Here is a 25,988-nt window from a genome sequence, read left to right as displayed (position 1 = left end):
GATAAGACGACTGAAAGAAGAAAAAATGACTTTCTAGGGATAACGCCTAAGGGAATGAAGCGGATCTTCAGGAGGTCTTGTTTTTGCAGACAACTCTGCGCTGCAGTATCGGCAGCTTAAGTCTGTGTCATTCTAGATTTGAGATATTTGATAAAAATATCGGCGCAGAGACGAACTTCATCGCTGATGATTTGGTCGTTCAAAGAAACAGAGACGCCGCAGAGACGTTTCATGTAGAGGTCAGCCTTAAGCATTTCGATATAATGCTGCGCCAGCGGTTTGAGTTCCTCAAGACTTAACGGGAGCTTGTTTTCCAGTACTTTGGCAAAGCAAAGGTAACTTAGTTCGGCTCCTTCGGTGTAATACCAGTTTCCAATATCCGGGTCTTTAGCGGCTTGAGAAAAGATGAGGCGCGAAGTATTGACGGCCCGATCATCCAAGATGGATGTCAGGAAGACTCTTCCGAAAACAATGAGCTCCTCTTCCCAAGGACGAGACTCGTCGTAATGTTCTGCGTATGCGAAATAGACCTCTTCCACCAAACTCTTCAGGCAGGCGAGAAAAAGTCCTTTCTTGGATCCGTATAACGAATAGATGGTTGAGCGAGAGCCGCCGGCGTCAAGGATGATCTTTTCCAGAGATGCTCCCTCGTAGCCGTGTTCCAAAAATACTTTAATCGCCGTATTTAATAGCTTCTTTTGGCGATCTTCTCCTCGTTTTGTTTTAGGAGTGTTACTTTTCGGAACGATTTCAGTCTTCATTTTGAGAGCTCTGTGCGTGGCATCAGTGAATGTACTGTACCATACGGTACATTATTTTATGGGTAACAATATGAAAAGACGTAATTTCGGGCTGAGCCTTATCTCCTTATTGTTAATGACTCAGGCACCGGCCTTTGCTCAAGAGAAAAAAGAAGTTTGTTTGGTGGTTCCTTTTCCTCCGGGCGGCGGCGGAGACAACCTGGCTCGGTCCGAAGTTGAATATTTGTCCAAGAATTTAGGGAGCACGGTATGGATTGCGAATCGTCCGGGAGCCGGCGGCAATATCGGCACAAGCTCGGTCGTACAGGCTGCTCCTGACGGCAAGACCTTCGGCTACGTCACGAACGGCATCTTCTGCGTCAACCCGCTCCTCTACAAGACGACAAACTTCGATCCGATGAAAGATCTGATCCCCGTCGGACAACTTTCTAAGATCGGTTTGATCATGGTTTTAAATCCGAAAGCAATTCCCGGCGTGACGGATTTACCCTCTTTGATCAAGTACGCCAAAGAGCATCCCGGTGAAGTTAATTTCGCCTCCTCAGGCGTGGGGACCACAAGCCACCTCGCGGGTCAGTATTTTGCTCAGGTAACAGGCACAAAACTTACTCATATTCCCCATGCAGGCGGCGCGGCGGCTCTGGTTGAAGTATTGGCCGGCCGTATTCCTTTCATGATCGACGTGAGCAGCAACGTTCTTCCTCACATCCGCAAAGGAGCCTTAAAGGCCCTTGCCGTTACGACGCCCGAACGACTGACAGCTGCCCCTGAAGTCCCGACGATGAAAGAGGCCGGTGTCGACGGTTATGAACTTTACGCTTGGGACGGATTCGTGCTGCCGAAGGGAACGCCGGCTCCCGTAGTAGAAAAATTCTCCAATGCCATTAAGGCATTAAAGAACTCGGAAGATGCCAAGCAAAAAATCTTAAAGCTCGGCGCGGAACCGGTATTTTCGGGCGCAGATGAATTTGCAGCCTTTATTGCGGCAGAAAAACCGAAATGGAACTCGCTTGTTTCTGAAATCAAAGCAGATAGCCACTAAAATTTGCCCATTATTTACGTATTGAGGAATTAAAAATGCAGCCGATGTTGGATACGTCACATCTTCCCCGAGTCCCGGAATGGAAAAAGGCCGGAGATTTCGAAGATATTCTTTACGAGAAATCAGAAGAAGGGATTGCCAAAATTACGATTAATCGTCCGCAGGTGCGCAATGCATTCCGTCCCTTGACCGTTAGAGAAATGGAAACGGCTTTGGCAGACGCTCGTGACGACGAAAACATCGGTGTCATCATTCTTACCGGCCAAGGAAAAGATGCCTTCTGCTCAGGAGGAGACCAGAAGGTTCGCGGCAACGGCGGCTATGTCGGCGGCGACGGCGTTCCGCGTCTGAACGTTTTGGATTTCCAGCGTCAGATCAGAACCTGCCCGAAACCCGTCATTGCAATGGTTGCCGGATGGTGTGTCGGCGGCGGTCATGTTCTTCACATGATGTGCGATCTTACGATTGCTGCTGACAATGCACGTTTCGGTCAAACCGGTCCCCGCGTCGGTTCTTTTGACGGCGGCTGGGGTGCATCCTACATGGCCCGCATTGTCGGACAGAAGAAGGCTCGCGAAATTTGGTTCCTTTGCCGTTTCTATGACGCGACAGAAGCACTGGAAATGGGTTTAGTGAACACGGTGGTTCCTTATGAAGAACTGGAAGCCGAAACCGTGCAGTGGTGCCGTGAGATTCTTGCCAATTCTCCGATTGCTATTCGCTGCTTGAAAGCCGCCCTGAATGCGGACTGCGACGGTCAAGCCGGTTTGCAGGAACTTGCAGGCAACGCCACCCTCCTGTATTACATGACCGAAGAAGGCAAGGAAGGTAAAGAGGCTTTCCTTGAGAAGCGTCGTCCTAACTTTAAGAAGTTCCCTCGTCTCCCCTAAGCCGAGAGGGAATATGTCGATCGATTTAGATCACAAACTGTCGGTTCTGGCCGCAGCAGAGGAAGTTCCTGATGCTGTGGCCGTCCGCAGCAACGGTGATTGTCTGACGTACAGGGAACTTGCCAAAAAGGTCCGAGACATCCTGCCTCGACTCGGTGACGCGCGCCCTTACCCGCTTGTTGCCCGTCCTGATCTTGAGACGCTGATTAAGGTCTTCGCGCTCTTGGAGCGAAAGCAGCCGATCCTGCTTCTCCATCCGGGTCTTACCGAGCACGAACGCAATACGCTCCTCTCAAGTGTTGAAGGACTGGATCATCATTTGCCGGAAGATACGGCTGTCATCTTGTTTACTTCCGGAACTACGGGACTGCCTAAGCCCGCGATCCTTACCCGAGAAGCATTGACTGCCAGCGCCGAGGCCTCTCGAGACAACATTCCTCTGAGTCCCGGCGATGTTTGGCAGCTGTCGATTTCACCCGCACGTATCGGAGGCTTCTCCATTCTGACGCGGTCTTTGATCGCAAGATCGGCAATTGCGCTCGGGCCGAAGTTTTCTCCGAAAGAATACCTGCGCCGTCTGGAGGTTGATCACGTTACCTACTCTTCTATCGTTCCGACGATGCTGCGCATGATTTTTGATGAAGCGCCCGAATGGCGCCCGTTAAAAACATTAAAAGCGCTTTTAGTCGGCGGGGCTCCGACTTCAGAAAAGCTGAAAGCGGAGGCCGAGGAAAAAGGCATCCCGATTATTCTGACGTACGGGATGACAGAGACGGCAAGCAATGTCGTGACAACACCGTTTGCGGAACGCTATCAACGCACTTCCGGAAGCGGAAAAATCAATAAAGGCGTACAGATAAAGTCAGAAGACGGACACCTCTTCATCAAAGGACCGATGCTGATGCACGGTTATTGGGGAAGAGAGCCCTTGGTGCCCAGCGCGTGGTTTGACAGCGGAGATATCGGAGAAGTCGATCCGGACGGCTCTGTGCGCGTCTTTGCCCGTCGTAAGGACGTCATCCTGAGCGGCGGAGAAAATGTCTATCCTGCGGAAGTTGAAGAGGCGCTGGAAACAATTCCCGAGGTTAAAGAGGCGTTGGTTTTAGGTCTGCCCGATGAGACTTGGGGTGCCATTGTGACGGCGCTGCTCGTTCCGAAAGATGAGCAGAAATTGCCTTCCGATGCAGAACTGGCATTAAGACTCAAGCCTATCCTGGCTTCTTATAAGTCTCCTCGACGGATTGCCTGGGTAAAGGAGCTCCCGAAAACAAAAGCCGGCAAACCGGATCGGAATGCCGACAATCTGAAAGAGGCAGCCTTCCGGACCCTTCACTACAAACACTAAAAACACAAACGGCTCGTTTCCAGAGCCGTTTGTTATATGGAAAGCAGTTTTTTACCGCTTACTTCTTCGCTTCATCCGAAAGTTTCACGGGAATGAATTCTCGACTTCCGTTCCTGTCAACGAGAACCGCCAGGCTGCCTTTGGCTTTGCTGACGACTTCGTTTAAGTCCTTTTCGGTGCGGATCTTTTTACCGCCGGCGCTAATGATGATGTCACCTCTTCGCATTCCGGCTTCAGCGGCTGCTCCGTAGACAGACTCGACAAACAATCCGTTGGAAACGCGTTTCTTTTCTTTGTCATTGAGCGGTCTGACATTGGCGCCGAGGGCATTGTTCTGAGAAGCGGCAGGCTTCTTAAAGTTCAATTTGCCGTCGGTGGGCATCTCTCCGACCACGATGACGAGGTTGACAGGCTTGCCCTCGCGCATTGCCTTTACTTTGACCTTGGCTCCCGGCTTTGTCGAAGCAACGGCCTGAGACAGTTCTCTGATATCGGCTATCGGCTTGCCGTTGTATTCGATGACGATGTCTCCGTCACGCAGACCGGCCTTATCGGCAGGACCGTCTTTTTCGATCTGAGCGATCAGGGCGCCTTTAGCGTCCTTCAGGTTAAAGCTCTTTGCCAATTCAGGCGTGAGCTGCTGCATCAGGATGCCGAGTCTTCCTCTGGAGACCTTGCCGTTTTTCATCAGCTCGTCTTTGATCTGAACAGCCAGATCAATCGGGATGGCAAAGGACAGGCCCATGAAACCGCCGGAAGTGGAGAAGATTTGGGAGTTGATACCGATGACTTCTCCCTTCATGTTGAAGAGCGGACCGCCGGAGTTACCGGGGTTGACGGCAACGTCGGTCTGGATGAACGGAACGAACTGTTCGTCGGGAAGGTTACGGCTTTTAGCGGAAACAATCCCCGCGGTGACCGTATTGTCCAGCCCGAAGGGGGCGCCGATAGCGGCCACCCATTCTCCGACCTTGACGTCATCGGATTTTCCCAGTTTTACGACGGGGAGGTTTTTGCCTTCAATCTTGATGACGGCAATATCGGTTTTCGGATCCGTACCGATGACTTTAGCTTTAAATTCACGTTTATCAGTGAGGTGCACGGTGACTTCATCGGCGCCGTCGACGACGTGATTGTTTGTGAGAATGATGCCGTTAGGATCGATGATGAAGCCGGAACCCTGGCCGCGGCGTTCGGGTGTCATACCCGGGCCGTTGAAATCCCCGAAGGGGAAAGGAAAACCGAAACGGCGGAGCATTTCAAGCTGCTCGTCAGGCACGCCGTTTTGCGGTCCGAGGCGCTTTGCTTTTTTAACTGTCGAAATACTGACGACGGCTTTACCGTTGTCCTCGACTAACTTTGTAAAGTCGGGCAGACCGGAAAGCTGGGAAGTCTGAGCGTGGGCTTCATGAAAGAAGGATACGTTGCCGAAAGAACCGGCAGTTAAGGCCGCTGCACAAGCGATGGTCAGGACAGCCGGCTTAAGGAGCTTATTGAAAAACATGCTTCCTTTTCTCCTAAGAAATGAGCGGAAAATTGCTTTCTATATTAAGTTTCGGACTTAATTAAGCCTTAATCTTCAAAGAGCTAAGGTAAAAAATTATGTCATCTATTCATCAGCCTCAGGGGGTTGATCTTCTACGGCAGCCTTGCAGATGGGAAAGTCGATGCTGAAGCAGACGCCCTTTCCTCCGATGCCTTCGGAAATAGACGGTTTGCCTCCGTGCAGCTCTGCGACGCGCCGCACAATCGCCAATCCGAGGCCGGTGCCCGGAATCGTTTTCGTTCCCTCCGCTCGATAGAAACGTTCAAAGATTCTTTCGCGTTCGGCTTCAGGTATTCCGGGACCGTTGTCGCAGACACGGATCGAGGCTTCCGTATCCTTGATCAGGGTCTCAATTCGTATTTCGCCGCCTTCAGGGGTGTAGCGCAGTGCGTTATCGCATAAATTCGTCAGCAGCAGCCGAAGGGCGTCTTCGTTTGCAACCACGACCGTCGGTGTTTCCGACACTGCCCACAAATGAATGTGCTTCTGTTCGGCGATGGGACTGAGATCTTCTGCAACGGAACGAGCCAGCTGCGTCATGTCCACGGGAAGGAAAGGTCTGGAGCGGTTGTCCGGGTCGAGGCGAGCCATCGTGAGAAGCTGAGTCACGAGTCGAGTTGCACGCTTAACGCCGTCCTTTAACCGTCCGAACGCTTTTGCCCTAGCCTCATCCGTCTTTGCTCGTTCGGCGAGCTGAATTTGCAGTGTGAGCGCGGTCAAGGGTGTTCGAAGTTCATGGGCGGCGTCGGAAGCAAATCGCTGCTGGGCCTTAATGCTTTCTCCGAGCTGGCCTAAAAGGTCGTTTAAGGCGTTCACCAAGGGCACAATCTCTCGCGGCATGCCCTTCATGGACAGAGGCTGCAGAGAGGTCGGAGACCTTCTGGCAATGGCTCCCGTCGTTTTATTAAGTGCATGAAAGCCTTGTCCGATGATGACCCAAACCACAAGTCCGACCAGCAGGATCATGACAAAAAGCGGGAGCAGGACCGGCTTAGCCGTTTGAAACGCGATTTCGCTGCGGATAAATCTCGGCTGTGCGGCCTCGACAATCTGGCCGTACGGATTTAAAAAGGTATACGCGCGCCATGTCTTGCCGTCCAGCTGGAAGTCAGAAAAGCCCACGCGGTCCATTACCGGCAGGGATTCCATCCGTCTGGACAAGGCAACGGTGCCGCTGATCGGATCGTAAATTTGTACGACGATGCTCTGCTCTCGGTTGCCGAAGCGGCGCTTGAGCTGTACGACGTCCTGAGAGCGAATATTGTCAAAGGAAAGAGCGACTTCGCGCAGGGAGTCATCCAGCAGGCGGTCGACCTCCCGCTGGACCGAGTAATACATAGCGGCTCCCGTGGCTATGGTTGTCAGTGCCAGTACGATGCTTAGGGCAACGAGGAGCCGGGTCTTAATTGAGTACATTAGGTTTCGAGGACGTAGCCTACGCCGCGGACGGTCTTGATACTGTCTTCACTGAGTTTTTTGCGAAGATGATGAATATGAACCTCAATTGCGTTGGAGCCGATTAAAGATTCGTAGTTGTAGAGTTTTTCTTCCAGCTGAGCTCTGGACAATACGATTCCAGGACGCTCGGCCAAGGCAAATAAAAGCGCGTATTCCTTGCTGGATAAGAGTACGGATTCTCCGTTAAAGAGCACTTCGCGCGTCGAAGGATTAATGGTGAGGCGCCCTCTGCGAATGATCGGATCACTTCTTCCGGCCGAACGGCGCAGAAGCGCACGGATTCGAGCACTCAGCTCATCTAAGTCATAAGGCTTGATGAGGTAATCGTCGGCACCGGCATCGAGACCCTCAATGCGGTCGTTTACGGTATCGCGGGCGGTTGTGACGAGGACAGGCGTGTGATTTTTACGGAAACGGATTTCCTTTAATACAGCGAGGCCGTCCTTGCCGGGCAGGCCGAGGTCAAGAATGACTAAAGAAAACGGAGTGGTATCCAGGGCAATGATCGCAGAGTTTCCGTCTTTTACCCAGTCGACGGCATACCCTTCTCCTTTAAGGCCGTCAGCGACGGCTTCCCCAATCATTTCGTCGTCTTCTACTAACAGAATTCTCATCTCATTCTCCGATACCAAAATTTGCACAGTGTTTCATTCTCGAGAACTCAAAAAGCACAAGTACCGAGACTATCTCGCTATAGTTGGTGTAAAAAATTATCAGCTATTACGATACGCCATAAAGGATGGAGGCGCATATGAACGATTATCCGATTGTAACGGATGAGAACGAGGTGCCGAGGGCTCCGGTTCCCCCAAGTTTAGTGACGGTTACTCGCGTGGTTTATGCACTGCATGCACTATCCATTTTGATCGGTGTCTTTACCGGTGCCTCTATCGCGACGGCCTTTGTCTTCGGATGGCCTTCCATTATTGCCGTCATCATCAATTACGTTGAGCGCAGCGACGTGCGCGGAACCTACTTAGACAGTCATTTCTCCTGGCAGATTCGCACGTTCTGGTACGCGCTGCTGTGGATCGTCATTGTTTGGATCCTCGGGCTTGCGCTTGCCGTATTCCTGATCGGCTTTGTTATTTGGATTGTCGGCTTTGTCGTGCTCGGGATCTGGGTGTGCTATCGCATTGTTTACGGCTGGATGAGATTGTCCGACGGTCGGCCGATGCCCATGTAATCCTGAATTGAAAGCGAGACAAACAGTTCAATAGAATTTTCTCTGATCGGCCTCGAGATACCGAGGCCTCGTCGCACAAGGTGCAGAAGGATGATTCTTCAGAATTTTTTGCTCGCGTTCCCGTTATTTTTTCTCGTCGGACTCGGATTCTTTTCCGCGAAAGTCAACCTTATTGACTTTAATGTCGGCAAGGGGCTGGCTAAGTTTGCCTTCAACATTGCAATTCCCTGCCTTCTTTTCCAAACCATTCGCGGGGCTTCGAATTTGCCGGCGCCCGACTGGAACATCGGATTGGGTTACTTCGGCTCGTGCACTCTGGTTTTTCTGTTTACCTTCTTAATCGGCCGAAAAAGTTTTCATTTGCGCGGTGATGAAAGTACTGTTTTCGGAATGAGCGCGATCTTTTCCAACAATGTCCAGCTCGGAATCCCGCTTGCTATTTCTCTGCTCGGCGAAAATTGCGTTCCGTCCATCTCGTTTATCGTTTCGCTGAATGTCTTTTTACTTTGGGTAGCCGTCACTGTGGGCGTGGAGCTTTCCCGAAGCCGTGAGGCATCCGTTTGGGGCACTTGTTTCGAAGGTCTGTGGAGAACGATAAAGAATCCGGTGATTATCGGAATCCTGCTCGGGTTTTTGAGCTCATGGACAGACATCGGTCTTCCCGGACCTTTTGAGAAAAGTCTGAGCTTACTTTCTGCATCTGCCACTCCGGTCGCATTGTTCTCCGTCGGGACGGGACTTAGCCGCTACAAGCTTTCTTCTCATATCCGCTTGACGGGAGCTTCAATTGTTCTGAAGCTTTTTATACAGCCGACGACGGTTTTCTTTCTGTGTCTCTTGTTCGGAATTACCGGAATAGAGCGGCAGGCGGCTTGCCTATTGGCGAGCCTTCCGGTCGGCGTGAACGTTTATATCATGGCGCAGGAATTCGAAGTGATAGAGGGGCCGGTTGCCAACGCTTTGCTGCTCACGACCTGTCTTTCGATGCTCACGGTTCCGCTTATGACCTCTCTGTTTAATTTTCTTTAGAGACAAAGAAAGCCTCGAGGCCGGAGGCCAGCGAGGCTTTTGATGACAGAAACTGTCAGGCTACGGGTGTCTGAAAAAAAATCATGAAACTTGCCACTCCGACACAGGTCCATGCGACCAGCGGGGAGAATAAGAAGGCTAAGAATCGATTTCTGGCTTTGAAGCCTACTCCGTAGACAAAGCAGAAGCTCATTCCTAAAAGAAGAAGGACAAGCCAGCCATGCGGTACAGAGCTCATATCAGAAGCAATCGCACGCGGATAAATAATCACAAAGGCTGCGACTGATAAGGCAATCAGGAAAGAAAGAATCCTCATGCGCTTCTATTTCTCTTGGTCGGACTGCTTCGGGAAATCGAATCCGAGGGTAGCCAGGGCAGAAAGGCAGATCATGAAGAGAACTGCACAGATCCAAGCTAAGTATGTCATTGCTTACTCCGGCTGCCCGCTCACACGGGCAGCATAGTTATGTTGGATTAATAAAGATTCTTCGAGTTTTCCTGAATCATCTTATTCGTCAGTTTTCCGCTCATCACCTTATAGGCCCAGCCGGTATAGATGAGAACCAGCGGCAGGAAGATCAGGGTAACGATCAGCATGGTGAAAAGCGTGAGCTGAGAGCTTGTGCAGTCCCAAATCGTCAAAGAGGAGATCGGGTTCGAAGAGGACGGCATCAGGAACGGGAACATCGCAACGAGCGGTGTGAAGACAGTTCCGATTTCAGCTAACGAAGAGAAGACGATAGCGACGCCAGCCTTAAGCTTGCTGACGCTGAGGAAGGAAATCAGAGCGCCTACAACCGCGAGTGCAGGGAATGTCCAGAGAACAGGATAGTCGGAGAAGTTCTTAAACCAGGCACCGGCCTGGACTTCCACAGTCTTATTCAGCGGGTTCGGAAGCATGTTGGGGTCAATCGCGGAAGTGATGACAAACCCGTCAATTCCCATATACACCCATACGCCGGCAAGCAGGAACAAGACGATGAACAGCAAGGAAGAGACTTGTCCGCAGATCTTGGCTCTTTGCTGAAGCACACCTTCGGATCTCAAGACTAAGTAGTTTGAGCCCTGGGCAACGATCATGGCGATGGATACCAAACCGCAGAGGATGGCAAACGGATTGAGAAGGGCCCAGAAGGAGCCGGTATAGAAACTTCTCAGATGATCGTCGAAGTGGAACGGTACACCTTCGAGCAAGTTACCGAAGGCGACGCCGCAGACCACCGGCGGAACAAAGCTGCCGACGAAAAGGAGCCAGTCCCAGGAATTTCTCCAAGTCTTGTTGGCGATCTTACTTCTGTAGTCGAAGCCGACCGGACGGAAGAAGAGCGCGAACAGAACCAGCAGCATGGCCCAGTAGAAGCCGGAGAAGGCTGTTGCGTAGATCAAAGGCCAAGCGGCAAAGATGGCACCGCCGCCGGTAATGAACCAAACTTGGTTGCCGTCCCAGTGAGGAGCGACAGAATTGATCATGACACGGCGTTCGTCGTCATTCTTACCGATGAAAGGCAGAAGCGTTCCGACGCCCATATCCTGACCGTCCATGACGGCGAAACCGGCTAACAGAACGCCGATGAACAGCCACCAGATGAGTTTAAGTATTTCGTAATCGATAAACATAGTCACTGTCCTTTACTTAGCAGCTTGTTCGTGGTGATAGGCACCGGTTCCTAAAGAGCTGGGACCGAGCTTAGCAAAGCGCACCATGAGCCATGCTTCCACAATTAACAGACCTGTGTAGAGGAATACTAAGGCGCCCAAAGAGCCCCACAACGAACCGACAGACAGAGAGGAGACGGAGAGGTGAGTCGGGAGGATTTCCCAAATGGTCCAAGGCTGACGGCCGTACTCGGCAACAAACCAGCCGGCCTCACAAGCGATCCAGGGGAGCGGGACTGCAAAGAGCACGAGCTTGAGCCAAAGGCGTTTTTCTGCAGCCACTCTGCGCAGAGAGTAGTAAACGGAAAGTCCGAAGATCAGCAGAAGGGCGACACCGGCTCCGGCCATGATACGGAAAGCGTAGAACATGGAATTGATGGAGTACGGAATCGAGTCATTGGCAGCCTGCTGGATCTGAGCTTCCGTGACTTTATTGGTGTCGGGCTGATACTTCTTAGTCAGCAGGCCGAAACCGAGATCTTTCTTGTGTTCTTCGAACGTGGCTCTAGCCTGAGCATCGTTCGGATTCTTACGAAGCTGTTCCAAAGCCTTGACAGCGACCACACCTTGAGTGATACGTTCTTTGTTTTCCGCAATGATCTGGTTCAGACCGGGAATCTGCTTATCCAAGGAGCGGGTAGACAGGATGCCGGCGAGCCAGGGAATAGTGATTTCGAAGGTATTCTTCTTCAGTTCGGGGTCGGCAAACGCAATGAGAGCCATCGGAGCAGGCGCAGGTTCGGTTTCCCAAAGGCCTTCCATCGCGGCGATTTTTGCAGGCTGATCCTGAGCGACGAGGTAACCAGATTCATCGCCCTGCTGAGCGGTGAAGATCGCGGCCACTAAGCCGAAGACAGCGGCGATGCGGAAGCTGCGTTTAGCAAAATCCATGTCGCGGCCTTTGAGCATGTACCAGGCAGAAATAGCCAGAACGAAAGCGGCGCCGGTGCAGTAGCCGGCAGAGACGGTATGGAAGAATTTGGCCTGGGCCCAGGGGCTGAGGAAGACGTCAAAGAAGTTCGTCATCTCCATTCGCATGGTTTGGTAATTGAAGGTTGCACCGACTGGGTTCTGCATCCAGCCGTTGGCGACCAGAATCCACAGAGCGGAGAGGTTAGAGCCCAAAGCCATGAGGAATGTACAGAGCAGGTGGGTTCCCTTCTTGAGACGAGACCAGCCGAAGAAGAAGAGACCGATGAAAGTGGACTCTAGGAAGAAGGCCATGAGACCTTCAATCGCCAGCGGAGCGCCGAAGATATCGCCCACATAGTGAGAATAGTATGACCAGTTGGTTCCGAACTGGAACTCCATGGTGATACCGGTGGTCACACCCAAAGCAAAGTTAATTCCGAAGAGTTTTCCCCAGAATTTCACCATGTCTTTGTAAACCTGTTTGCCCGTCACTACGTAACAAGCCTCCATCGCTACGAGGAGCATGGAGAGTCCGAGGGTGAGAGGCACGAATAAATAGTGATACATTGCCGTAGCAGCAAACTGGAGCCGTGACAGGTCAACTAATTCAGTTGAGATCATTATTTTTGTCCTTGAACGGTATTAACAACAGAAGGAGTGTTAAGAAACCTTGCGCTGACAGCTTCAGCACTTTGGTCCGTCTTCGTTTCCGGGCCGAAGAAAAGGAAGAAAATGACCGTGATCAGAGCGATTTTGCAGCCGATGACCACAGCCAGTTTGATTCCTAGCCGCTCGGAGGAGCGGTCTGAGTTTTTTACTGCCATAGAGGATAAGTTTCCGAAAGTTTCTAAACGTAACTAATTGTAGATTCAGAATCCCTAAAGAGAGAAGTCCCGAACCAAATCAAGCAAGATATTTTTGTATTAATCAGTTTTCTATCGTGGGATTGGGCGCCGGCACGTCGTCTCCGTCTTCCCATGCAAAAGGCAGGATCGCCATAAATGCAAAGAAGATGAGGGCGACTGCGACAACCAGCCACTTCCACAATTTCTTTTTCTCTTTTTGTTCCATTGATTCCCCAAAAGTAATACTTTGTGGGTATTTTCGCCTGATAAAAGCTGATTTTTAACTTCTCTGCCTAAAAAGGCCATAAAAAACTCCGGACGATGCCGGAGTCTCATTTGTATTTCAGAGCGGTTAGGCTTCTGCTTTTTCAGTTGTTTTTTTAGCGGCGGTCTTTCTTGCCGAGGCCTTCTTCACTGCGGTTTTCTTTGCGGCAGCTGCTTTTTTAGGTGCAGCGGCTTTTTTAGACTCGTCGCCTGCGGAAGCCGGTTCCTCTTTTGCCGAAGACTTCTTAGTCGTTGTTTTCTTGGCAGCGGTCGCTTTCTTCGGTGCGGCGGAATCGTCCTTGGCTGCTTTGGCGCGAGTGCGTTTGACAGGTTTTTCTTCTGTTGCAGCTTTTTTGACTCTCGGTCTGCTGCTGGCCGTCATTGCCGGATCCTTGAAAGTAGGTGCACGAAGGATTTCGACGGGTTCTTTCGGTTCTTCGGGGACAGCTTCAACCACAGTTTCTTCCGTGACTTCCTCTTTCATCGGAATGCGCACGACAGGAGGAGGTGCCTTGGCATCTTCTTCGTTGATTTTCCAGAGAACTAAGAGTTCTTTCTGGGTTGGAGCTTTTCCGGTTTTGAGTCTTTCTCTTCTTGCTGCAACAGAGTCTCTGACGATTTTCTCAAGACTGTCCAACGGAATGCGATTAAGATCGATGAACTCAATGGCGCTTCTATCCTCAAGGACACCGGTGAGAAGAGACTTATAGTTTTCGAGAACGGACGGTTCGGCGATGAACAGAATCATTCTCTTTTCGGTGGATTCAAGAGCAAAGAGCGGCCCCTGGAGTTCATACAAAGCCAAACCGTAACGCATGCTCTCTCTGACGCCACGCGCAGAGCGACGAATCATGCTGCAAACGCGGGCCATAGCGACACGTCTATCCGCCGGCAAATCTCTAAGATAGCCTCCTACGGTAGTTGCGGTAGGACTCATTAAATTTCCTCCAAAAACCAAAAACTTAGGCAAACTATCATTATATCCCAAAACAGGCTTTTATTCCTGCTTTTGGGGGTTAAATATACTGAAGTTTATTAAGTTTTCAATCTTAGGAGGACTTTTTCATTTCCAGAAAACGTATTCTGCAGAGAAAGGAACTTTCAGCAGCTTGCCCGCCTCAGACGGGGTGCATCCGCTGCTGTTGGGCATACCGCCTTCCGGTTTCAGGCGCTGAATGTATTTGACGCCGTTAAAAACTCCGGTGCCGGGGTCGGAGACGGCTTTCATCAGTGCGTACTTGTTGTCTTTTTGAGGATTCGCAGGGTCGGCCCAAGCGATGATGTGGGAGGAAATGATTCGCGAGCCGTCTTTGTACTCGAAAGCGCTCATCGGGCCGGAAAGTTCGGCAACGGCTTCACCGCTCTTGTCCTTAAGCTTGGCCTGAGGCTGTTCGAAGCGCCAGTAGGTGCCTTTAGCATCGGTGGCGCAGCGGAAAATCTGGATGCCGCTTCCTTCCAGTGTGAGGAAAGCCTGTCCGGACGGAGGCGTCAGCTTTTCCATAGAAGGCTGTTTGCTTGTGTTCAGCGCCGTGTTAATCGAACTGCAGCCGGCAAGCGCCAGTGCAGAGGCGGCCAAGAGAGCGAAGGATAATCTGTTTTTCACGATCTTCTCCTGTAAAGAGAGTTTCACTGTAATGCAATCGACTAGGGCTCTTTGTCGCCGTTACCCTTATTAGGATCCGCAGTTGTAACAGAAGTGAAGTGGCGGGAAGCGATAAAGGCGGCTAAGGCGAGGACTAAAGCGCAGATAAAGTAAGGCAGGCCGCCGAGCATTGATCCCGGGCTCTGCGCCGCCGTATGGACTAAAAGAGGCGTCCCGAGCAGAGGCGCGGCGACTCCCATCAAACTGTTTACAGACGAGATGGTTCCCATGGCCTCCCCCTGTTCGGATGCCGGGACGGAATGAGAGACGATGGAATTCAGCGTCGGCGGAACGGCAATGGACAGGAAATTGCAAAGCATCACCAAGTAAGTCAGGGGGCCGTAAGTGACCAGTCCGAAGCAGAGGTAGGCTAGAGCCCCGGAGCCGAGTCCGTAGAGGATCAGTTTTTGTTCGCCGAATAATTTTAAAAGCTTTTTGAGCAGGAAGCCCTGGACGACTGCGGTAACGAGACCCATGACGACCAAAGAAAGTCCGATGTTAAACGGCGTCCAATGGAAGCGGAAATTTGTAAAAAGCGTCCAGGTCGAATGCAGCATCGACTGAGCGAACCCGCTAAGAGCAATGACTGCGATCAGGGCGCCGATGTATTTGAACTTTGTCAAACGGGCAAGTGAGGAAAGCGGGTTGAGGGTTTTGAAATTGATTGCCCGATGCTCTCTTGTTTTTAAAGATTCAGGAAGGACAAAAATCCCGTAGAGAAAATTGAGCAGAGAGAGACAACCTGCGATAAAGAACGGCAGACGAACGTCGTTTTCGCCGAGTATTCCGCCGAGGGCAGGACCGAGAATGAAACCGATGCCGAAGCAGGCCCCGAGTTTGCCGAAGGCGGCAGCGCGGTGCGCCTTATCAGTCACGTCGGAAATGTAGGCTTGAGCAACGGCGATGTTTCCGGCGAACATGCCGCCCAAGATTCTTGAAAATAAAATGACGGGCAGCGACTGTGAAAGCGCCGGCACGAGGAACATAATTCCCAAACCGAAAATTCCGAGCAGCAAAACGGGTCTGCGTCCGTAACGATCGGAAAGGGCTCCCAAAGTAGGAGCAAAGCAAAACTGCATCAGTCCATAGGCGACCAGCATTGCACCCAGCCACCATGCCTGCGCAGACTGTGATCCTGCCAAATCGCCGACTAATTGCGGCAGAACCGGGATGATCAAGCCAATGCCGAGGATGTCCAAAAGGACGCAAATCAGGATAAACGGCACTCCTGCCGCAGTGTTTTTCATGTGGAAGTAAGGTGTTTGATCGTTTCGTTACAGGTGGAAAAAATTACCACGTTTTCAAGATAGCTGAAAAAAATCGGTAAACTGAGGCCGTATTGGAAATTACTTCTTACAAATCTCATGAAAAGAACTATCCCTTTTTTAATCACGCTTATTAAACAAGGATCATTGGTCAAGCAGATCATTGCCGGTTTGGTTTTGGGCATATTGGTCGCCCTGGCTTTCCCGGGATTTGCACAGGGCTGCGGAGTACTTGGCTCCTTTTTCGTCAGCGCCTTGAAAGCCGTGGCTCCGGTCTTGGTTTTTGTTTTGGTCGCCGCCTCCATTGCGAATCAGGAGAGCACCACGAATACGGCCATGAAAGACGTTATCGTTCTTTATTTGGTCGGTACATTCCTGGCAGCCTTAGTGGCTGTATTTGCAAGTTTCCTGTTCCCGACGCAGATCGCACTCATTGATACGAAGGATGCATTATCAGCGCCCGGCGGCATCGGCGAAGTTGTGAAGAATCTGATCTTCAACATCGTTGATAATCCGGTCAAAGCAATTGCCAACGCGAACTACATCGGTATTTTGGCTTGGTCTATCAGCTTGGGCGTTGCTCTTCGCTATGCTTCCGACGAGACTAAACGCATTGTGACGGATCTTACTGCTAGCGTTGAATACGTCGTTCGCTTCGTCATTCGCCTTGCACCTATCGGTGTTTTCGGGTTGGTTGCCGAAGTCGTAGCTACCACCGGTTTGGCCGGCATGATGAGTTATGTCCGCCTTCTGGCCGTGCTGATCGGCTGCATGATTTTCATTGCTTTGATCGTCAATCCGCTTTTGGTCTTCCTCTACACCCACAAGAATCCCTATCCTTTGGTTTGGGCTTGCCTGAGAGAAAGCGGTGTGACAGCCTTCTTCACACGTTCTTCTGCTGCGAACATTCCTGTGAACATGAACCTCTGCCGTAAGCTCGGTTTAGACGAAAAACTCTATTCGCTGTCTATTCCTATCGGCGCCACCATCAACATGGGCGGAGCCTCAGTGACGATTACCGTTCTGACGCTGTCTGCTGCTTACACGTTAGGTGTTCAGGTCGATGTTTTGACGGCACTGCTTCTTTCCGTTGTTGCAGCGGTTTGCGCTTGCGGTGCTTCCGGCGTTCCCGGCGGCTCGCTCCTGCTGATTCCGCTCGCCTGCGGACTGTTCGGTATTGACCAGAACGTCGCTATGCAGGTGGTGGCTGTCGGTTTTGTGATCGGTGTACTGCAGGATTCTGCCGAGACCGCATTGAACTCTTCGACGGACGTTGTCTTTACGGCCGCTGCTTTCGAGCATCATCGCCGCAAATCACAGAGCCACGTCTAACGGTCAATTGAACCGCTAACAAAAAACCTTCCGAGGTGATTTTCCTTCGGAAGGTTTTTTAATGCCGAAAATTTATGCGGCTACTCGCTTCGATAAGGAAAGGAGCGAGTCTGTTACCGCCAGCCAAGGACTCGAGACATCAAGCAGTTTACGATCGATTGCGCGGAGCGCCGGTTCCGCCTGTTTAATCCAAGACAGGGCTTCGTTGTAAGACACGGTAGACAGGAATTCCAGAATTGCGGGCAGGAAGTGCGGAACGTCTTTTTCGGAAAAGTCTTGTCCGTGCTCGTGGTAGAGATTTTCCAGCAGTTTAAGAGCTTCTGCCGATTCATGATTTTGCTGCGTCAGATCAAGCGTCTTGTAATCTTCCTCAAAAGAAGCCAGATAGATGTTCTGAAGGGCAGACATCGGAGCTGCCGACAAAGCCACGGTGAATGTTTTCAGATTTTCCTTCGTGTGGGGGTCTAAACGACGCGAGTTTTGCAAAATATGATCAATTTTGTTCAGCTCGTTTAATGTCTGATGCCTCGGGTAGACCAATAATCTCGCAAGCGCGCTAAGTTCTGTTGTCATCTGAAAACTCGATAATGGGAAAACACCCTGTGTCACATGCGAGCATGATAAAACAAAATCTAGGGAAAACAATTAAGTAGCAACCATTATTGCCCGTTTTGGCAAAGCTTCTGAAAGATTTGTGCCTCTCGGAGCCTCAACGGATGTGATAACCTCGCGCCATGCCGAAGGAAACAAAAGTTACTCAAAAATGCCGAGAGACGCTTAAATCGGTTTTCGGTCATGAAGATTACCGCGAAGGGCAGGAGGCGATTATCGAAGCGCTCCTGGAAGGAAGAGACGTGCTGGCCCTTCTGCCTACGGGCGCGGGAAAGAGTTTGTGTTTCCAGCTGCCGGCATTGGTTAAGAACGGCATGGCCGTCGTCTTTGAGCCGCTGATCTCTCTTATGAAGGACCAAGTGGATGCGCTGAAAAAGAAAAACGTGGCGGCCGCCTACTTAAGCTCAAACATGGAATGGGATGAAATTTCTTCCACGGTAGAGCTAATACGAGACGAGAAGATCAAGATTCTTTATGTCTCTCCGGAGCGCCTTTCCAATCCCTCTTTTTGCCGTCTTCTGGAGGACAGCTGCGTTTCTTTGTTTGCTTATGACGAAGCGCATTGCGTTTCGAGCTGGGGGCATGACTTTCGGCCTGAGTATCGGCTTCTAAGTGCATTAAAAGAACGTTTTCCTTCGGTTCCAAGAATTGCCCTTACAGCCACTGCCGACGCTATTAGTTCGCGAGATATCTGCGAAAAATTGCTCGTAGAACCTTATGTGCATGCCATGAGCCTGGAGAGAAAAAATCTCCGAATTACTGTGGTCCGCAGAAAGCGAGGCAATGAACAGCTGCTAGCCTTCATAAAAGAAAAGCACGCCGGAGAAAGCGGTATCGTTTACACGAGCTCCCGAGCTAAAGCGGAGACGATTTGCGCCTTTCTGGCAGCGGAAGGAATTAATTGCCTTTGCTATCACGCCGGACTGAGCCGGGAGCAACGAGAGCTGAGTCAGACCCGTTTCCTGCATGAAAAGGACGCGGTGATTGTGGCGACGATTGCTTTTGGCATGGGTATCGATAAGGCGGATGTCCGTTTCGTAGCGCATACTTTTCTGCCTAAAAGCATCGAGAATTACGTCCAGGAAATCGGAAGGGCCGGGCGAGACGGTCAAAAGGCAGAAGCATGGCTTTGTTTTAGCGGAGGCGATGCGTTCTTTCAGAAGAAACGCATTGCAGAAAGTGACGCCGAGGATTGGTATAAGAACATCTCCGAGGTGAAGCAGGACGTGATGCAGGGCTACGCCGAAAGCACGGAGTGTCGAAGAAATCTCCTTTTGGCTTACTTCGGAGAAGAAACAAAGGAGGCCTGCGGACAATGCGACAACTGTCTTGCCTCCGAGAAAAGCTGGGATGCCTCTACGGCCGTAAAAAAATTCCTCTCTACGGTGTGGCGGTCCTACGAGAAATCGAAGCTTTACCTGAATGCCGCACAAGTGATAGAGATTCTGCACGGTATCGAAACTTCGTTTATTTGGCAGCATGATTTTCAGGAACTTAGTACATGGAAAATCGGGACGGAGTTTTCAGAAAGCCAGCTGCGGGCGGTTTATCGGTACCTGCTTTTGAAAGAAGCTGTGGGCGTGGAATTCTCTTCTTACAACGGCCTCTTTTTAACGGATAAAAGCTGCCGCTTCCTGAGCTCGTTGGCTCCCGTTTTTCTTTCCGAACACGGATCTGGACAAAGAAAAAGCCGAAACTATTGATTTCGGCTTGAGCGTGTTAAGCGTTACGTCAGTTTAAGCACTTCACTTGTTTTCGTCTGTTTTGTTGACGGTCGGAACCGCGTTCGGAGACTTTTCAGAGACCGGTCGGTTTTCGGCCTTCGACGTTCCGGCGGTGCCAGAGCGCGGTTTTTGCTTACGGGAAGCCAAAATCTTATCGAAGAGCCAGTTCGGGATGAGGCGAAGAATTTTTGACAGAACGCCCATTTCCCATGGAATCGTGGCGTACTTTTTGCCGACCATGATTACCTTGACGGCTTCTTTGGCGAATGCTTCCGGCTCCATAATGAAAGGCATCTTGTAAGGATTATGGGCGGTTAAAGGCGTTTTAACGAATCCCGGAGAGATCGTTACGACTTTGACGCCGTATTTCTGCATTTCAACACGAAGGCTTTCGCAGTACGTGATCGCGGCGGATTTGCTGGCGCAATAAGCTTCGCTTCCCGGAAGACCGCGAATACCGGCGACACTGGCAATTCCGACCAGAGTTCCGCGTTTACGCTTGATCATCGGATCGATAAACGCATGGAAAGTAGATGCCATTGCGAATACGTTGGTATCAAAGACTTTGTCAAAGACGTCCAAGTCTTCTCGGTATTGTGTTTTTACACCGACGGAAATACCGGCACAGGCAACCGCAATATCGACTCCACCGCAGGCCTCATCGAACTTACGGGCTTCTTCGATTAAACGATCACGATCCGTAACGTCGCAGACGATCGCCGTATGCAGTTCAGGATTCGGAAGTTCTGCGATCAACTCTTTGAGCTTGTCTTCACGTCTGGCAACAAGACCAAGCGTGGCGCCGTTTGCTGCAAATTCTTTTGCTAGGGCTTGTCCGATGCCGCTTGATGCTCCAGTCAGGAAAATGTTCATTTGTTACTCCGCGGCCGGACATTCTGTGCCCGGCGGATAGATATTCTTAATGGAGATAATCATACACAGCTTATCGCGGGCGGCGAATACCGTCGTCTAAAGAAGCTGCAGAGAACAGAAAAAGGAGGCGAACCTCCTTTGGACCGAAGCTGATTATTTCTTCGCGGCTCGTTCTTTTTCGATCAGGTAATTCATTACCTGAATTGCACCTTCTCGAGTGCCGACCATGTGCGGGGCAGTGATGTACTTTCCGTTGACGGCGTTGGCGGGCGTACCGTCGATTTCATAGGCCTGCCAAGTTTTGAAAGCGCGGTCATTTTTGACTTTGGTCGAGAAAGAGTTGGCGTTCTTGAGGAACTCTTCTTTGTTCAGGCCGTTCTGTGCAAAGAAATCCGCGATGCTGTTGAGGTCGGGGAATTCTTTTCTTTCCTTGATGACGGCATTAAACAGCATCTCATGGTAGGGATGCAGTTTGTGCATTGCTTCCAAGGCGTAGTAAGTCTTAGTGAAGTGGAAGCTCTTTGGAGTCCAGGCAACAGGAATCTGACGGAAAACGACGTCATCCGGGAGCTTTTCGCTCCAAGGCAGGACATCTTTCTCATAGGTATAGCAGTGAGGGCAGGTGTAAGCGAAGAAAGTTAAGACTTCAATCTTCTTGGGCTCCTGAGTCTGCACCGGTGTTTTCAAAACCGTGTAGTCCTGCCCGGCGACCGGATTTTCGGCTGAAGCGTATCCGACGACCGGAAGTAAAAGACAAGCGGACAACAAAATTCTTCGAAGCATAAGTTTTGACCTACTAATACGAAAGAACCGGAGGGAGGATCTCCCTTCGGTTCGGTGAATAAAAAATTACTTAACGCGCCCGACAGTCGCCGTAATGGAGTTGGCCTGAAGCTTGGACTTGACGTCGTTGGCTTCCTGGGCGGTTCCGTACGGTCCGAGACGAACGCGATAAAGGGTTTTTGCCCCGTCGGTTCTGGGAATCACTCGAGCTTCAAACCCTAAGAATCCGAGCTCGGCTCTTCGGGCTTCAGCGTCGACCTGAGTGCTGAAGGCACCGGCCTGCACGACAAAGCGCGAACCCTGTTCAATCTGAAGTTTAGTTTCCTCGGCGGCCTGCTCACTTGTCGGCGGTTCTACCGTCACGACTCGGCTCTTAGGCGCGTTCACAGGGGCGCCGCCGCTGGCAGAAAGCGGTTTATTCGGATCAGGAATAGTGCCGCCGGCGATAGGATTGATTTTTTCGCTGGCTTGATTAACTTTATTTACGAATGGGATCGGAGCCTTAGTGATGTACAACGCTGCAGCTGCGCAGCAGCCGACACCGATGACTCCTCCTACGAGGAATCCGTAAAACCAGGTTCCAAATCCGCCGCCGGAATTTCTTGCCATGGAGCTTAAACCTTATTTAGTTGAGTCAGCCGGCTGATCGGCACGAGACAATCTTTCAGGAGCAGAGACGCCCAAGATTTCCAGTCCGTTGCGCAGAACCTGTCGGGTGGCGACCAGAAGGGCCAAGCGGGCGTTGCGCAGCTTTTCGTCATCGACCAGCACTCTTTCGGCATTGTAGAAAGAATGGAAATCAGCAGCCAGTTCCTTAAGGTACGTGACCAATGCCAAAGGAGACAGGTCCTCAGTACCGTTTGCCAAAGCCGTCGGGAAATCAGAAAGTTTGCTCATCAGTCTGAGTTCGGTCGGAGCAGTCAAAGAAGACAGGTCTTCAGAGGCCATTTCTTCGACAGAGGGGACCTCAATGCCTTTTTCCTGCGCCTGGGCAAAAACAGAGCAGATTCTGGCATGGGCGTACTGCAGATAGTAGACCGGGTTTTCGTCGGACTGGCTAAGGGCCAAATCCACATCAAAAACAAACTCAGCGTCGGCTCTGCGATTAACCATGAAGAGACGTGCAGCATCTTTTCCGACCCAGTTGACCAAGTCAGAGAGCGTGACGTAAGTGCCGCTGCGTTTGCTCATCTTGACGGGCTGTCCGTCTTTGACCACCTGAAGCATCTTGTGCAGCATGTACTCGGGGAAAGTCTTCGGAATGTTGAAGCCGAAGTCTCCTGAAGCGGCTTGAATGCCAGCGCGGACGCGAGCGACCGTGCCGTGGTGATCGGAGCCCTGGATATTTAAAGCTCGGTTGAAGCCGCGCTCAAATTTGGCTAAGTGATAAGCAACATCCGGAACGAAATACGTGTAAGAACCGTCGGCTTTGCGCATAACGCGGTCTTTATCGTCACCGTAATCCGTGCTCTTAAACCATAAGGCTCTGTCTTTCTCGTACGTTTTACCTGCGTTCCGAATGGCCTGAACTGCTTTGGCAACTCTGCCGTCAGAGTACAGGGAGCTTTCCAAGTAGTAGTTGTCGAAAGCTACACCAAGAGCCGTCAGGTCCTTGTGCTGCTCTTCTCTGAGATAAGCCACCGCGTAAGCGCGGATGTTCTCGAGGTCATCCGGATTGCCGCTGCTTTCTACTACCTTGCCGTCGAAAGTATGGATCGGTTTCTTGGCGAGAAAGTCCTGAGCGATGTCAAGAACATAAGCACCCTTGTAGCCGTCTTCAGGGAACTCGAACGGTTTGTTTTGGAGTTCGTAGCAGCGTGCCTGAACGCTGATGGCAAGGTTATGAATCTGGTTGCCGGCATCGTTGTAGTAAAACTCACGCGTGACCGCCCAGCCCTGACTCTTGAGCATACGAGAGAGGACATCGCCTAGTGCGCCCTGTCTTGCATGGCCCAAATGAAGAGGTCCGGTCGGGTTAGCCGAAACGTATTCCAGGAGAATGGACTCACCGGTGTGCGCATCGGAGCAGCCGTAGGCCGGACCCTCTTTCAAAATTTCTCGAACGACATCCTGCTTAAGAAAGGGTGCGAGTTTGAGATTGATGAATCCGGGGCCGGCAATCTCAATGGCAGAAAACATCTCGGAGTCGGCGGTTTCTTTTCGAAGCTCTTCGACCAGTTTTTCCGCAATGACTCTCGGAGGCTGCTTCATGGCTTTTGCACATTGGAGCGCCACTGTGCAGGCAATGTCACCGTGGCTCTGCTGTTTGGGGCGCTCGAGAACAATTTTGGTGTTCTCCGGAGCACCGACGGCCGCCAGAGCATTCTTGAAAAGCTCGGTGATTTTGGTTTTCTGTGAGGCAAGCATAAAAGACCTATTTCCTAATCAGAGCAGGATTATTCCGCCGTTTGTCTCTTGTCAAAGTGCAGGGAAGCAAAGGCAGAGTGGTTATGAATCGATTCAAAGTTTTCTGCCTCGACCGTGAAGGCAAGAATTGCCGGTTCGTCCTGGCATCTGATGGCGACGTCACGAACGAGGTCTTCGACAAACTTCGGATTTTCATAGGCGTGTTCCGTGACGTATTTCTCGTCGGAACGTTTCAGCAGACCCCAAACCTGGCAGGAGGCGCAGCTCTCAATCATTTCAATCTGCTTTTCAATGGGGAAGTTCGTTTCGAGTTCCGCAGTGATTGAAACGTGAGAGCGCTGGTTGTGTGCGCCGTACTTACTGATTTCCTTGCTGCAGGGGCAAAGGCTGGTGACCGGAGCAATGACTTCCTGAGTCACGGTAATCTTTCCGTCTGCACATTCGGCAGTCAGAACCACGTCGTAGTCCATTGTGCTCTGAAGATGGGAGACGGGAGCGGATTTTTCCATGAAGAAGGGGAAGGCCAAGCGGATATAGCCGCCGTCAGACTTCAGGGAAGCAAGCATTTCCTGCATGACTTCGACCATCATCTGGGGAGCGAAAGGCTTATTGATGCCGCCGAGCAGGGTCCAGAATCTGGACATGTGGGTCCCCTTCTTGTCTGCGGGCAGGGAAACATACATTTCGACATCGGCCACAGTGTGCTGTGCGCCGCTCTGGCTTTTTACCAGAATAGGGGTTCGGATCCCTTTGACGCCGACGCGACGAATGGGAATATTTCTTCTGTCAGCCGAAGACTGGACATCAGGAAGAACCATTAATTTATTATCTGTCATTGAAATCCTCTGTAAAACCGAATAGTTCGGCCACAATACATAGTCTGTGGAGTATACCTCTAAATATAGCGGCTGCTTTTAGCGCTGTGAGCTGTCAAGTCGAGAAAAACCTAGTCTTTAAAGGGTTTTCGTTAGTCGGAATCAAACCTTTGACGGCGGTTTTCCAACCGGAAAAGAAGAGAATGGGCGGGGAGGAAGCCCACAAATTTTTACAACGTCTTTCAGTTTTGATGAGTTTTGCTTTGTAGCAAATCTAATTAGTAATATATTAGGGGCGTGGAGTAAGAATCCGCATAACCTCAAAGAGGTTGCCGCTAAGTTAATAAGAAGGGGAGAGTTCGTGCGTTATCCTATTTCCAAACTCATTTGGGCCGGCTTGATTATTGCGCTCATATTTTTGGGCGCTATGTTTATTCTTCCGGTTGTAGGTGCGGTACTTATCGGTGTGTTTGCACTTTCCTGCCTCATCTGGCTCAGCAGTAAAGTCTTCGGCTTTTTCCAGGGCGAAAGGACTTACACCGAGGACAACCCCGGCGACTATTATGACGCGTCGGCGAGGACGTCGATCGTTCCCAAGAAGTGGAATAAGACTCAGGCGGTTGACGCTGAAGTCATCGAAGTAGAAGAAATAAAAAAAGAGAAATAATCTAATGCCTGGCATACAACAACCGACAAAAACACCGATCTCCGAATCCAAGATCGCCGTATTTTGGCGTACTGCCTTATATCTGTTTTCAGCAGGAATGATGGGAAAGGCAGCGGCTGGCTTTTCTGACGGCTATGTTGCCGAAGCTGTCGGCGACCTCGGCCTGTCGCTCGTCTTTATCGGCATGTGCTTTAGAAGCACGGAACTGGCGATATTAGCTTACATTTCAGACCCGGCAAAAAGAGAAGCTGCTATCGAAAAGCTGAGACAGAAAGAACGTGCGAAACGCCCGTGGATCAGCCATTTAATGAATGCCGGCTGGATCTGTTTATTGGCCGGAGTCGCAGGCCAATTGTCAAATATCTTTTAATCATGTAGAATGCGCATTTCCTCCGGAGGGGTGCCCGAGTGGCTAAAGGGGGCAGACTGTAAATCTGTTGGCTTACGCCTACGATGGTTCGAATCCATCCCCCTCCACCAGAGGTTCTGACGTAAGTCTGAAGACGATTACCCAAGTTGGTGAAATCTGTCAAAACTTGTAAAAATTTTTGCCGTAGACTTGACAAATCAAAATAAACTTGTCAAAATCTGCGTTCTCCGAGAGTGGAGGGGTGCCCGAGTGGCTAAAGGGGGCAGACTGTAAATCTGTTGGCTTACGCCTACGATGGTTCGAATCCATCCCCCTCCACCATAAGATTTCCAACAAAAGCGTTCGGCTCGAACGCTTTCTGTTTGAGCGGGTGTAGCTCAATGGTAGAGCAGAAGCCTTCCAAGCTTACGACGAGGGTTCGATTCCCTTCACCCGCTCCAGTGCCGCCCATGTGGCTCAGTGGTAGAGCACTCCCTTGGTAAGGGAGAGGTCATGCGTTCGATCCGCATCATGGGCACCATTAAATTTTATTCATTTAAGCTTGTCCGTTGACAGGCACTCAGGAGCTAGACATGGCAAAAGAAAAGTACGAACGTACTAAGCC

Annotated in this window: 27 protein-coding genes and 4 tRNA genes; 13 read left to right on the top strand and 18 right to left on the bottom strand. The window is 50.9% G+C overall.

From position 1 onward, the window contains the following. Nucleotides 1-116 precede the first annotated feature (116 nt). Nucleotides 117-761, bottom strand: a complete 645-nt coding sequence (locus HMPREF9439_RS12595; protein ID WP_008810377.1) for a TetR/AcrR family transcriptional regulator — start codon at nt 759-761, stop codon at nt 117-119. Between the two features lie 70 nt (nt 762-831). Between HMPREF9439_RS12595 and HMPREF9439_RS12590 the strand changes: the two genes are divergently transcribed. The 3 genes from HMPREF9439_RS12590 to HMPREF9439_RS12580 are packed head-to-tail and all read left to right on the top strand — an operon-like array spanning nt 832 to nt 4,038. Further along, entirely contained in the window at nt 832-1,803 is a 972-nt protein-coding gene (locus tag HMPREF9439_RS12590) for a Bug family tripartite tricarboxylate transporter substrate binding protein (RefSeq protein WP_240141167.1), read from the top strand. Nucleotides 1,804-1,838: 35 nt separating this feature from the next. Next, on the top strand, nt 1,839-2,693 hold the full coding sequence (gene menB / locus HMPREF9439_RS12585; protein ID WP_008865148.1) for a 1,4-dihydroxy-2-naphthoyl-CoA synthase: 855 nt from the start codon (nt 1,839-1,841) through the stop codon (nt 2,691-2,693). A gap of 13 nt (nt 2,694-2,706) precedes the next feature. Then, complete coding sequence (locus HMPREF9439_RS12580) at nt 2,707-4,038, top strand: class I adenylate-forming enzyme family protein (RefSeq protein ID WP_008865147.1); 1,332 nt, start codon at nt 2,707-2,709, stop codon at nt 4,036-4,038. 58 nt (nt 4,039-4,096) lie between these two features. On the opposite strand, the gene HMPREF9439_RS12575 is transcribed toward HMPREF9439_RS12580, so the two are convergent. The 3 genes from HMPREF9439_RS12575 to HMPREF9439_RS12565 form a co-directional block, all read right to left on the bottom strand. Then, nucleotides 4,097-5,542, bottom strand: a complete 1,446-nt coding sequence (locus HMPREF9439_RS12575) for a DegQ family serine endoprotease (protein ID WP_008865146.1) — start codon at nt 5,540-5,542, stop codon at nt 4,097-4,099. A gap of 105 nt (nt 5,543-5,647) precedes the next feature. Beyond that, nucleotides 5,648-7,000: a sensor histidine kinase gene (locus HMPREF9439_RS12570; protein ID WP_008810382.1), complete on the bottom strand. Its 1,353-nt coding sequence runs from the start codon at nt 6,998-7,000 to the stop codon at nt 5,648-5,650. After that, the gene (locus HMPREF9439_RS12565; RefSeq protein ID WP_008810383.1) at nt 7,000-7,656 is read right to left on the bottom strand and encodes a response regulator; all 657 of its coding nucleotides are present in this window, start codon (nt 7,654-7,656) and stop codon (nt 7,000-7,002) included. Before HMPREF9439_RS12565 ends, HMPREF9439_RS12570 begins: the two co-directional genes overlap by 1 nt. A gap of 137 nt (nt 7,657-7,793) precedes the next feature. Between HMPREF9439_RS12565 and HMPREF9439_RS12560 the strand changes: the two genes are divergently transcribed. Both HMPREF9439_RS12560 and HMPREF9439_RS12555 read left to right on the top strand, forming a co-directional pair. After that, complete coding sequence (locus tag HMPREF9439_RS12560; RefSeq protein ID WP_155165391.1) at nt 7,794-8,228, top strand: DUF4870 family protein; 435 nt, start codon at nt 7,794-7,796, stop codon at nt 8,226-8,228. A gap of 90 nt (nt 8,229-8,318) precedes the next feature. Continuing rightward, the gene (locus tag HMPREF9439_RS12555) at nt 8,319-9,257 is read left to right on the top strand and encodes an AEC family transporter (protein ID WP_008865143.1); all 939 of its coding nucleotides are present in this window, start codon (nt 8,319-8,321) and stop codon (nt 9,255-9,257) included. Nucleotides 9,258-9,312: 55 nt separating this feature from the next. On the opposite strand, the gene HMPREF9439_RS12550 is transcribed toward HMPREF9439_RS12555, so the two are convergent. The 8 genes from HMPREF9439_RS12550 to HMPREF9439_RS12520 form a co-directional block, all read right to left on the bottom strand. Then, entirely contained in the window at nt 9,313-9,573 is a 261-nt protein-coding gene (locus HMPREF9439_RS12550) for a cyd operon YbgE family protein (RefSeq protein ID WP_008810386.1), read from the bottom strand. Nucleotides 9,574-9,731: 158 nt separating this feature from the next. Next, a complete protein-coding gene (gene cydB / locus HMPREF9439_RS12545; RefSeq protein WP_008810387.1) occupies nt 9,732-10,874 on the bottom strand; it encodes a cytochrome d ubiquinol oxidase subunit II in 1,143 nt (380 codons plus the stop codon). Nucleotides 10,875-10,886: 12 nt separating this feature from the next. After that, nucleotides 10,887-12,446, bottom strand: a complete 1,560-nt coding sequence (locus tag HMPREF9439_RS12540) for a cytochrome ubiquinol oxidase subunit I (RefSeq protein ID WP_008810388.1) — start codon at nt 12,444-12,446, stop codon at nt 10,887-10,889. Then, complete coding sequence (gene cydP / locus HMPREF9439_RS12535) at nt 12,446-12,649, bottom strand: cytochrome oxidase putative small subunit CydP (RefSeq protein ID WP_008810389.1); 204 nt, start codon at nt 12,647-12,649, stop codon at nt 12,446-12,448. Before cydP ends, HMPREF9439_RS12540 begins: the two co-directional genes overlap by 1 nt. A 103-nt stretch (nt 12,650-12,752) precedes the next feature. Continuing rightward, the gene (locus HMPREF9439_RS13255; protein WP_008865142.1) at nt 12,753-12,896 is read right to left on the bottom strand and encodes a hypothetical protein; all 144 of its coding nucleotides are present in this window, start codon (nt 12,894-12,896) and stop codon (nt 12,753-12,755) included. A gap of 126 nt (nt 12,897-13,022) precedes the next feature. Further along, on the bottom strand, nt 13,023-13,871 hold the full coding sequence (locus HMPREF9439_RS12530) for a DUF1801 domain-containing protein (protein WP_008865141.1): 849 nt from the start codon (nt 13,869-13,871) through the stop codon (nt 13,023-13,025). A gap of 126 nt (nt 13,872-13,997) precedes the next feature. Beyond that, nucleotides 13,998-14,537 (bottom strand): DUF3455 domain-containing protein, encoded by a 540-nt coding sequence (locus HMPREF9439_RS12525; protein WP_244862447.1) that lies wholly within the window; start codon nt 14,535-14,537, stop codon nt 13,998-14,000. Nucleotides 14,538-14,578: 41 nt separating this feature from the next. Next, nucleotides 14,579-15,823: a tetracycline resistance MFS efflux pump gene (locus tag HMPREF9439_RS12520; RefSeq protein ID WP_008810392.1), complete on the bottom strand. Its 1,245-nt coding sequence runs from the start codon at nt 15,821-15,823 to the stop codon at nt 14,579-14,581. Between the two features lie 117 nt (nt 15,824-15,940). Between HMPREF9439_RS12520 and sstT the strand changes: the two genes are divergently transcribed. Beyond that, a complete protein-coding gene (sstT, locus tag HMPREF9439_RS12515; protein WP_008865140.1) occupies nt 15,941-17,173 on the top strand; it encodes a serine/threonine transporter SstT in 1,233 nt (410 codons plus the stop codon). A gap of 72 nt (nt 17,174-17,245) precedes the next feature. Here the strand turns inward: sstT and HMPREF9439_RS12510 are convergent, their stop codons facing one another. Further along, entirely contained in the window at nt 17,246-17,746 is a 501-nt protein-coding gene (locus HMPREF9439_RS12510; protein WP_008865138.1) for a nitrate reductase, read from the bottom strand. 161 nt (nt 17,747-17,907) lie between these two features. Between HMPREF9439_RS12510 and HMPREF9439_RS12505 the strand changes: the two genes are divergently transcribed. Next, nucleotides 17,908-19,488, top strand: a complete 1,581-nt coding sequence (locus HMPREF9439_RS12505) for a RecQ family ATP-dependent DNA helicase (protein ID WP_008865137.1) — start codon at nt 17,908-17,910, stop codon at nt 19,486-19,488. 42 nt (nt 19,489-19,530) lie between these two features. Here HMPREF9439_RS12505 and HMPREF9439_RS12500 read toward each other — a convergent pair whose 3' ends face one another. The 5 genes from HMPREF9439_RS12500 to folE2 all read right to left on the bottom strand — a co-directional run bounded on the left by HMPREF9439_RS12500 (nt 19,531) and on the right by folE2 (nt 24,368). Further along, nucleotides 19,531-20,382: an SDR family oxidoreductase gene (locus tag HMPREF9439_RS12500; RefSeq protein WP_008810396.1), complete on the bottom strand. Its 852-nt coding sequence runs from the start codon at nt 20,380-20,382 to the stop codon at nt 19,531-19,533. Nucleotides 20,383-20,535: 153 nt separating this feature from the next. After that, complete coding sequence (locus HMPREF9439_RS12495) at nt 20,536-21,165, bottom strand: thiol:disulfide interchange protein DsbA/DsbL (protein ID WP_008810397.1); 630 nt, start codon at nt 21,163-21,165, stop codon at nt 20,536-20,538. Between the two features lie 66 nt (nt 21,166-21,231). Continuing rightward, nucleotides 21,232-21,774: an SPOR domain-containing protein gene (locus HMPREF9439_RS12490; protein WP_008810398.1), complete on the bottom strand. Its 543-nt coding sequence runs from the start codon at nt 21,772-21,774 to the stop codon at nt 21,232-21,234. A gap of 12 nt (nt 21,775-21,786) precedes the next feature. After that, entirely contained in the window at nt 21,787-23,532 is a 1,746-nt protein-coding gene (gene argS, locus HMPREF9439_RS12485) for an arginine--tRNA ligase (protein WP_008865135.1), read from the bottom strand. 29 nt (nt 23,533-23,561) lie between these two features. Next, a complete protein-coding gene (gene folE2 / locus HMPREF9439_RS12480; protein ID WP_008865134.1) occupies nt 23,562-24,368 on the bottom strand; it encodes a GTP cyclohydrolase FolE2 in 807 nt (268 codons plus the stop codon). A 340-nt stretch (nt 24,369-24,708) separates the two neighbouring features. Between folE2 and HMPREF9439_RS12470 the strand changes: the two genes are divergently transcribed. The 6 genes from HMPREF9439_RS12470 to HMPREF9439_RS12445 all read left to right on the top strand — a co-directional run bounded on the left by HMPREF9439_RS12470 (nt 24,709) and on the right by HMPREF9439_RS12445 (nt 25,904). Next, nucleotides 24,709-25,014 (top strand): hypothetical protein, encoded by a 306-nt coding sequence (locus HMPREF9439_RS12470; protein ID WP_008865132.1) that lies wholly within the window; start codon nt 24,709-24,711, stop codon nt 25,012-25,014. 4 nt (nt 25,015-25,018) lie between these two features. Beyond that, nucleotides 25,019-25,384 carry a hypothetical protein gene (locus HMPREF9439_RS12465; protein WP_008810402.1) on the top strand — a complete coding sequence of 122 codons (366 nt, stop codon included), beginning with the start codon at nt 25,019-25,021 and terminating at the stop codon, nt 25,382-25,384. A gap of 24 nt (nt 25,385-25,408) precedes the next feature. Continuing rightward, nucleotides 25,409-25,494: transfer RNA gene (locus HMPREF9439_RS12460), tRNA-Tyr, on the top strand. A gap of 125 nt (nt 25,495-25,619) precedes the next feature. Beyond that, nucleotides 25,620-25,705 (top strand) — tRNA-Tyr (locus HMPREF9439_RS12455). A gap of 45 nt (nt 25,706-25,750) precedes the next feature. Further along, nucleotides 25,751-25,824: transfer RNA gene (locus HMPREF9439_RS12450), tRNA-Gly, on the top strand. Nucleotides 25,825-25,829: 5 nt separating this feature from the next. Next, nucleotides 25,830-25,904, top strand: a tRNA-Thr gene (locus HMPREF9439_RS12445). The last annotated feature ends 84 nt before the right edge of the window (nt 25,905-25,988 follow it).

This window comes from Parasutterella excrementihominis YIT 11859 (assembly GCF_000205025.1).
In the GTDB taxonomy this organism is placed as follows: domain Bacteria; phylum Pseudomonadota; class Gammaproteobacteria; order Burkholderiales; family Burkholderiaceae_F; genus Parasutterella; species Parasutterella excrementihominis.
Note: the sequence above shows the minus strand (reverse complement) of the source record. Positions and strands in the feature narration are given on the sequence as shown.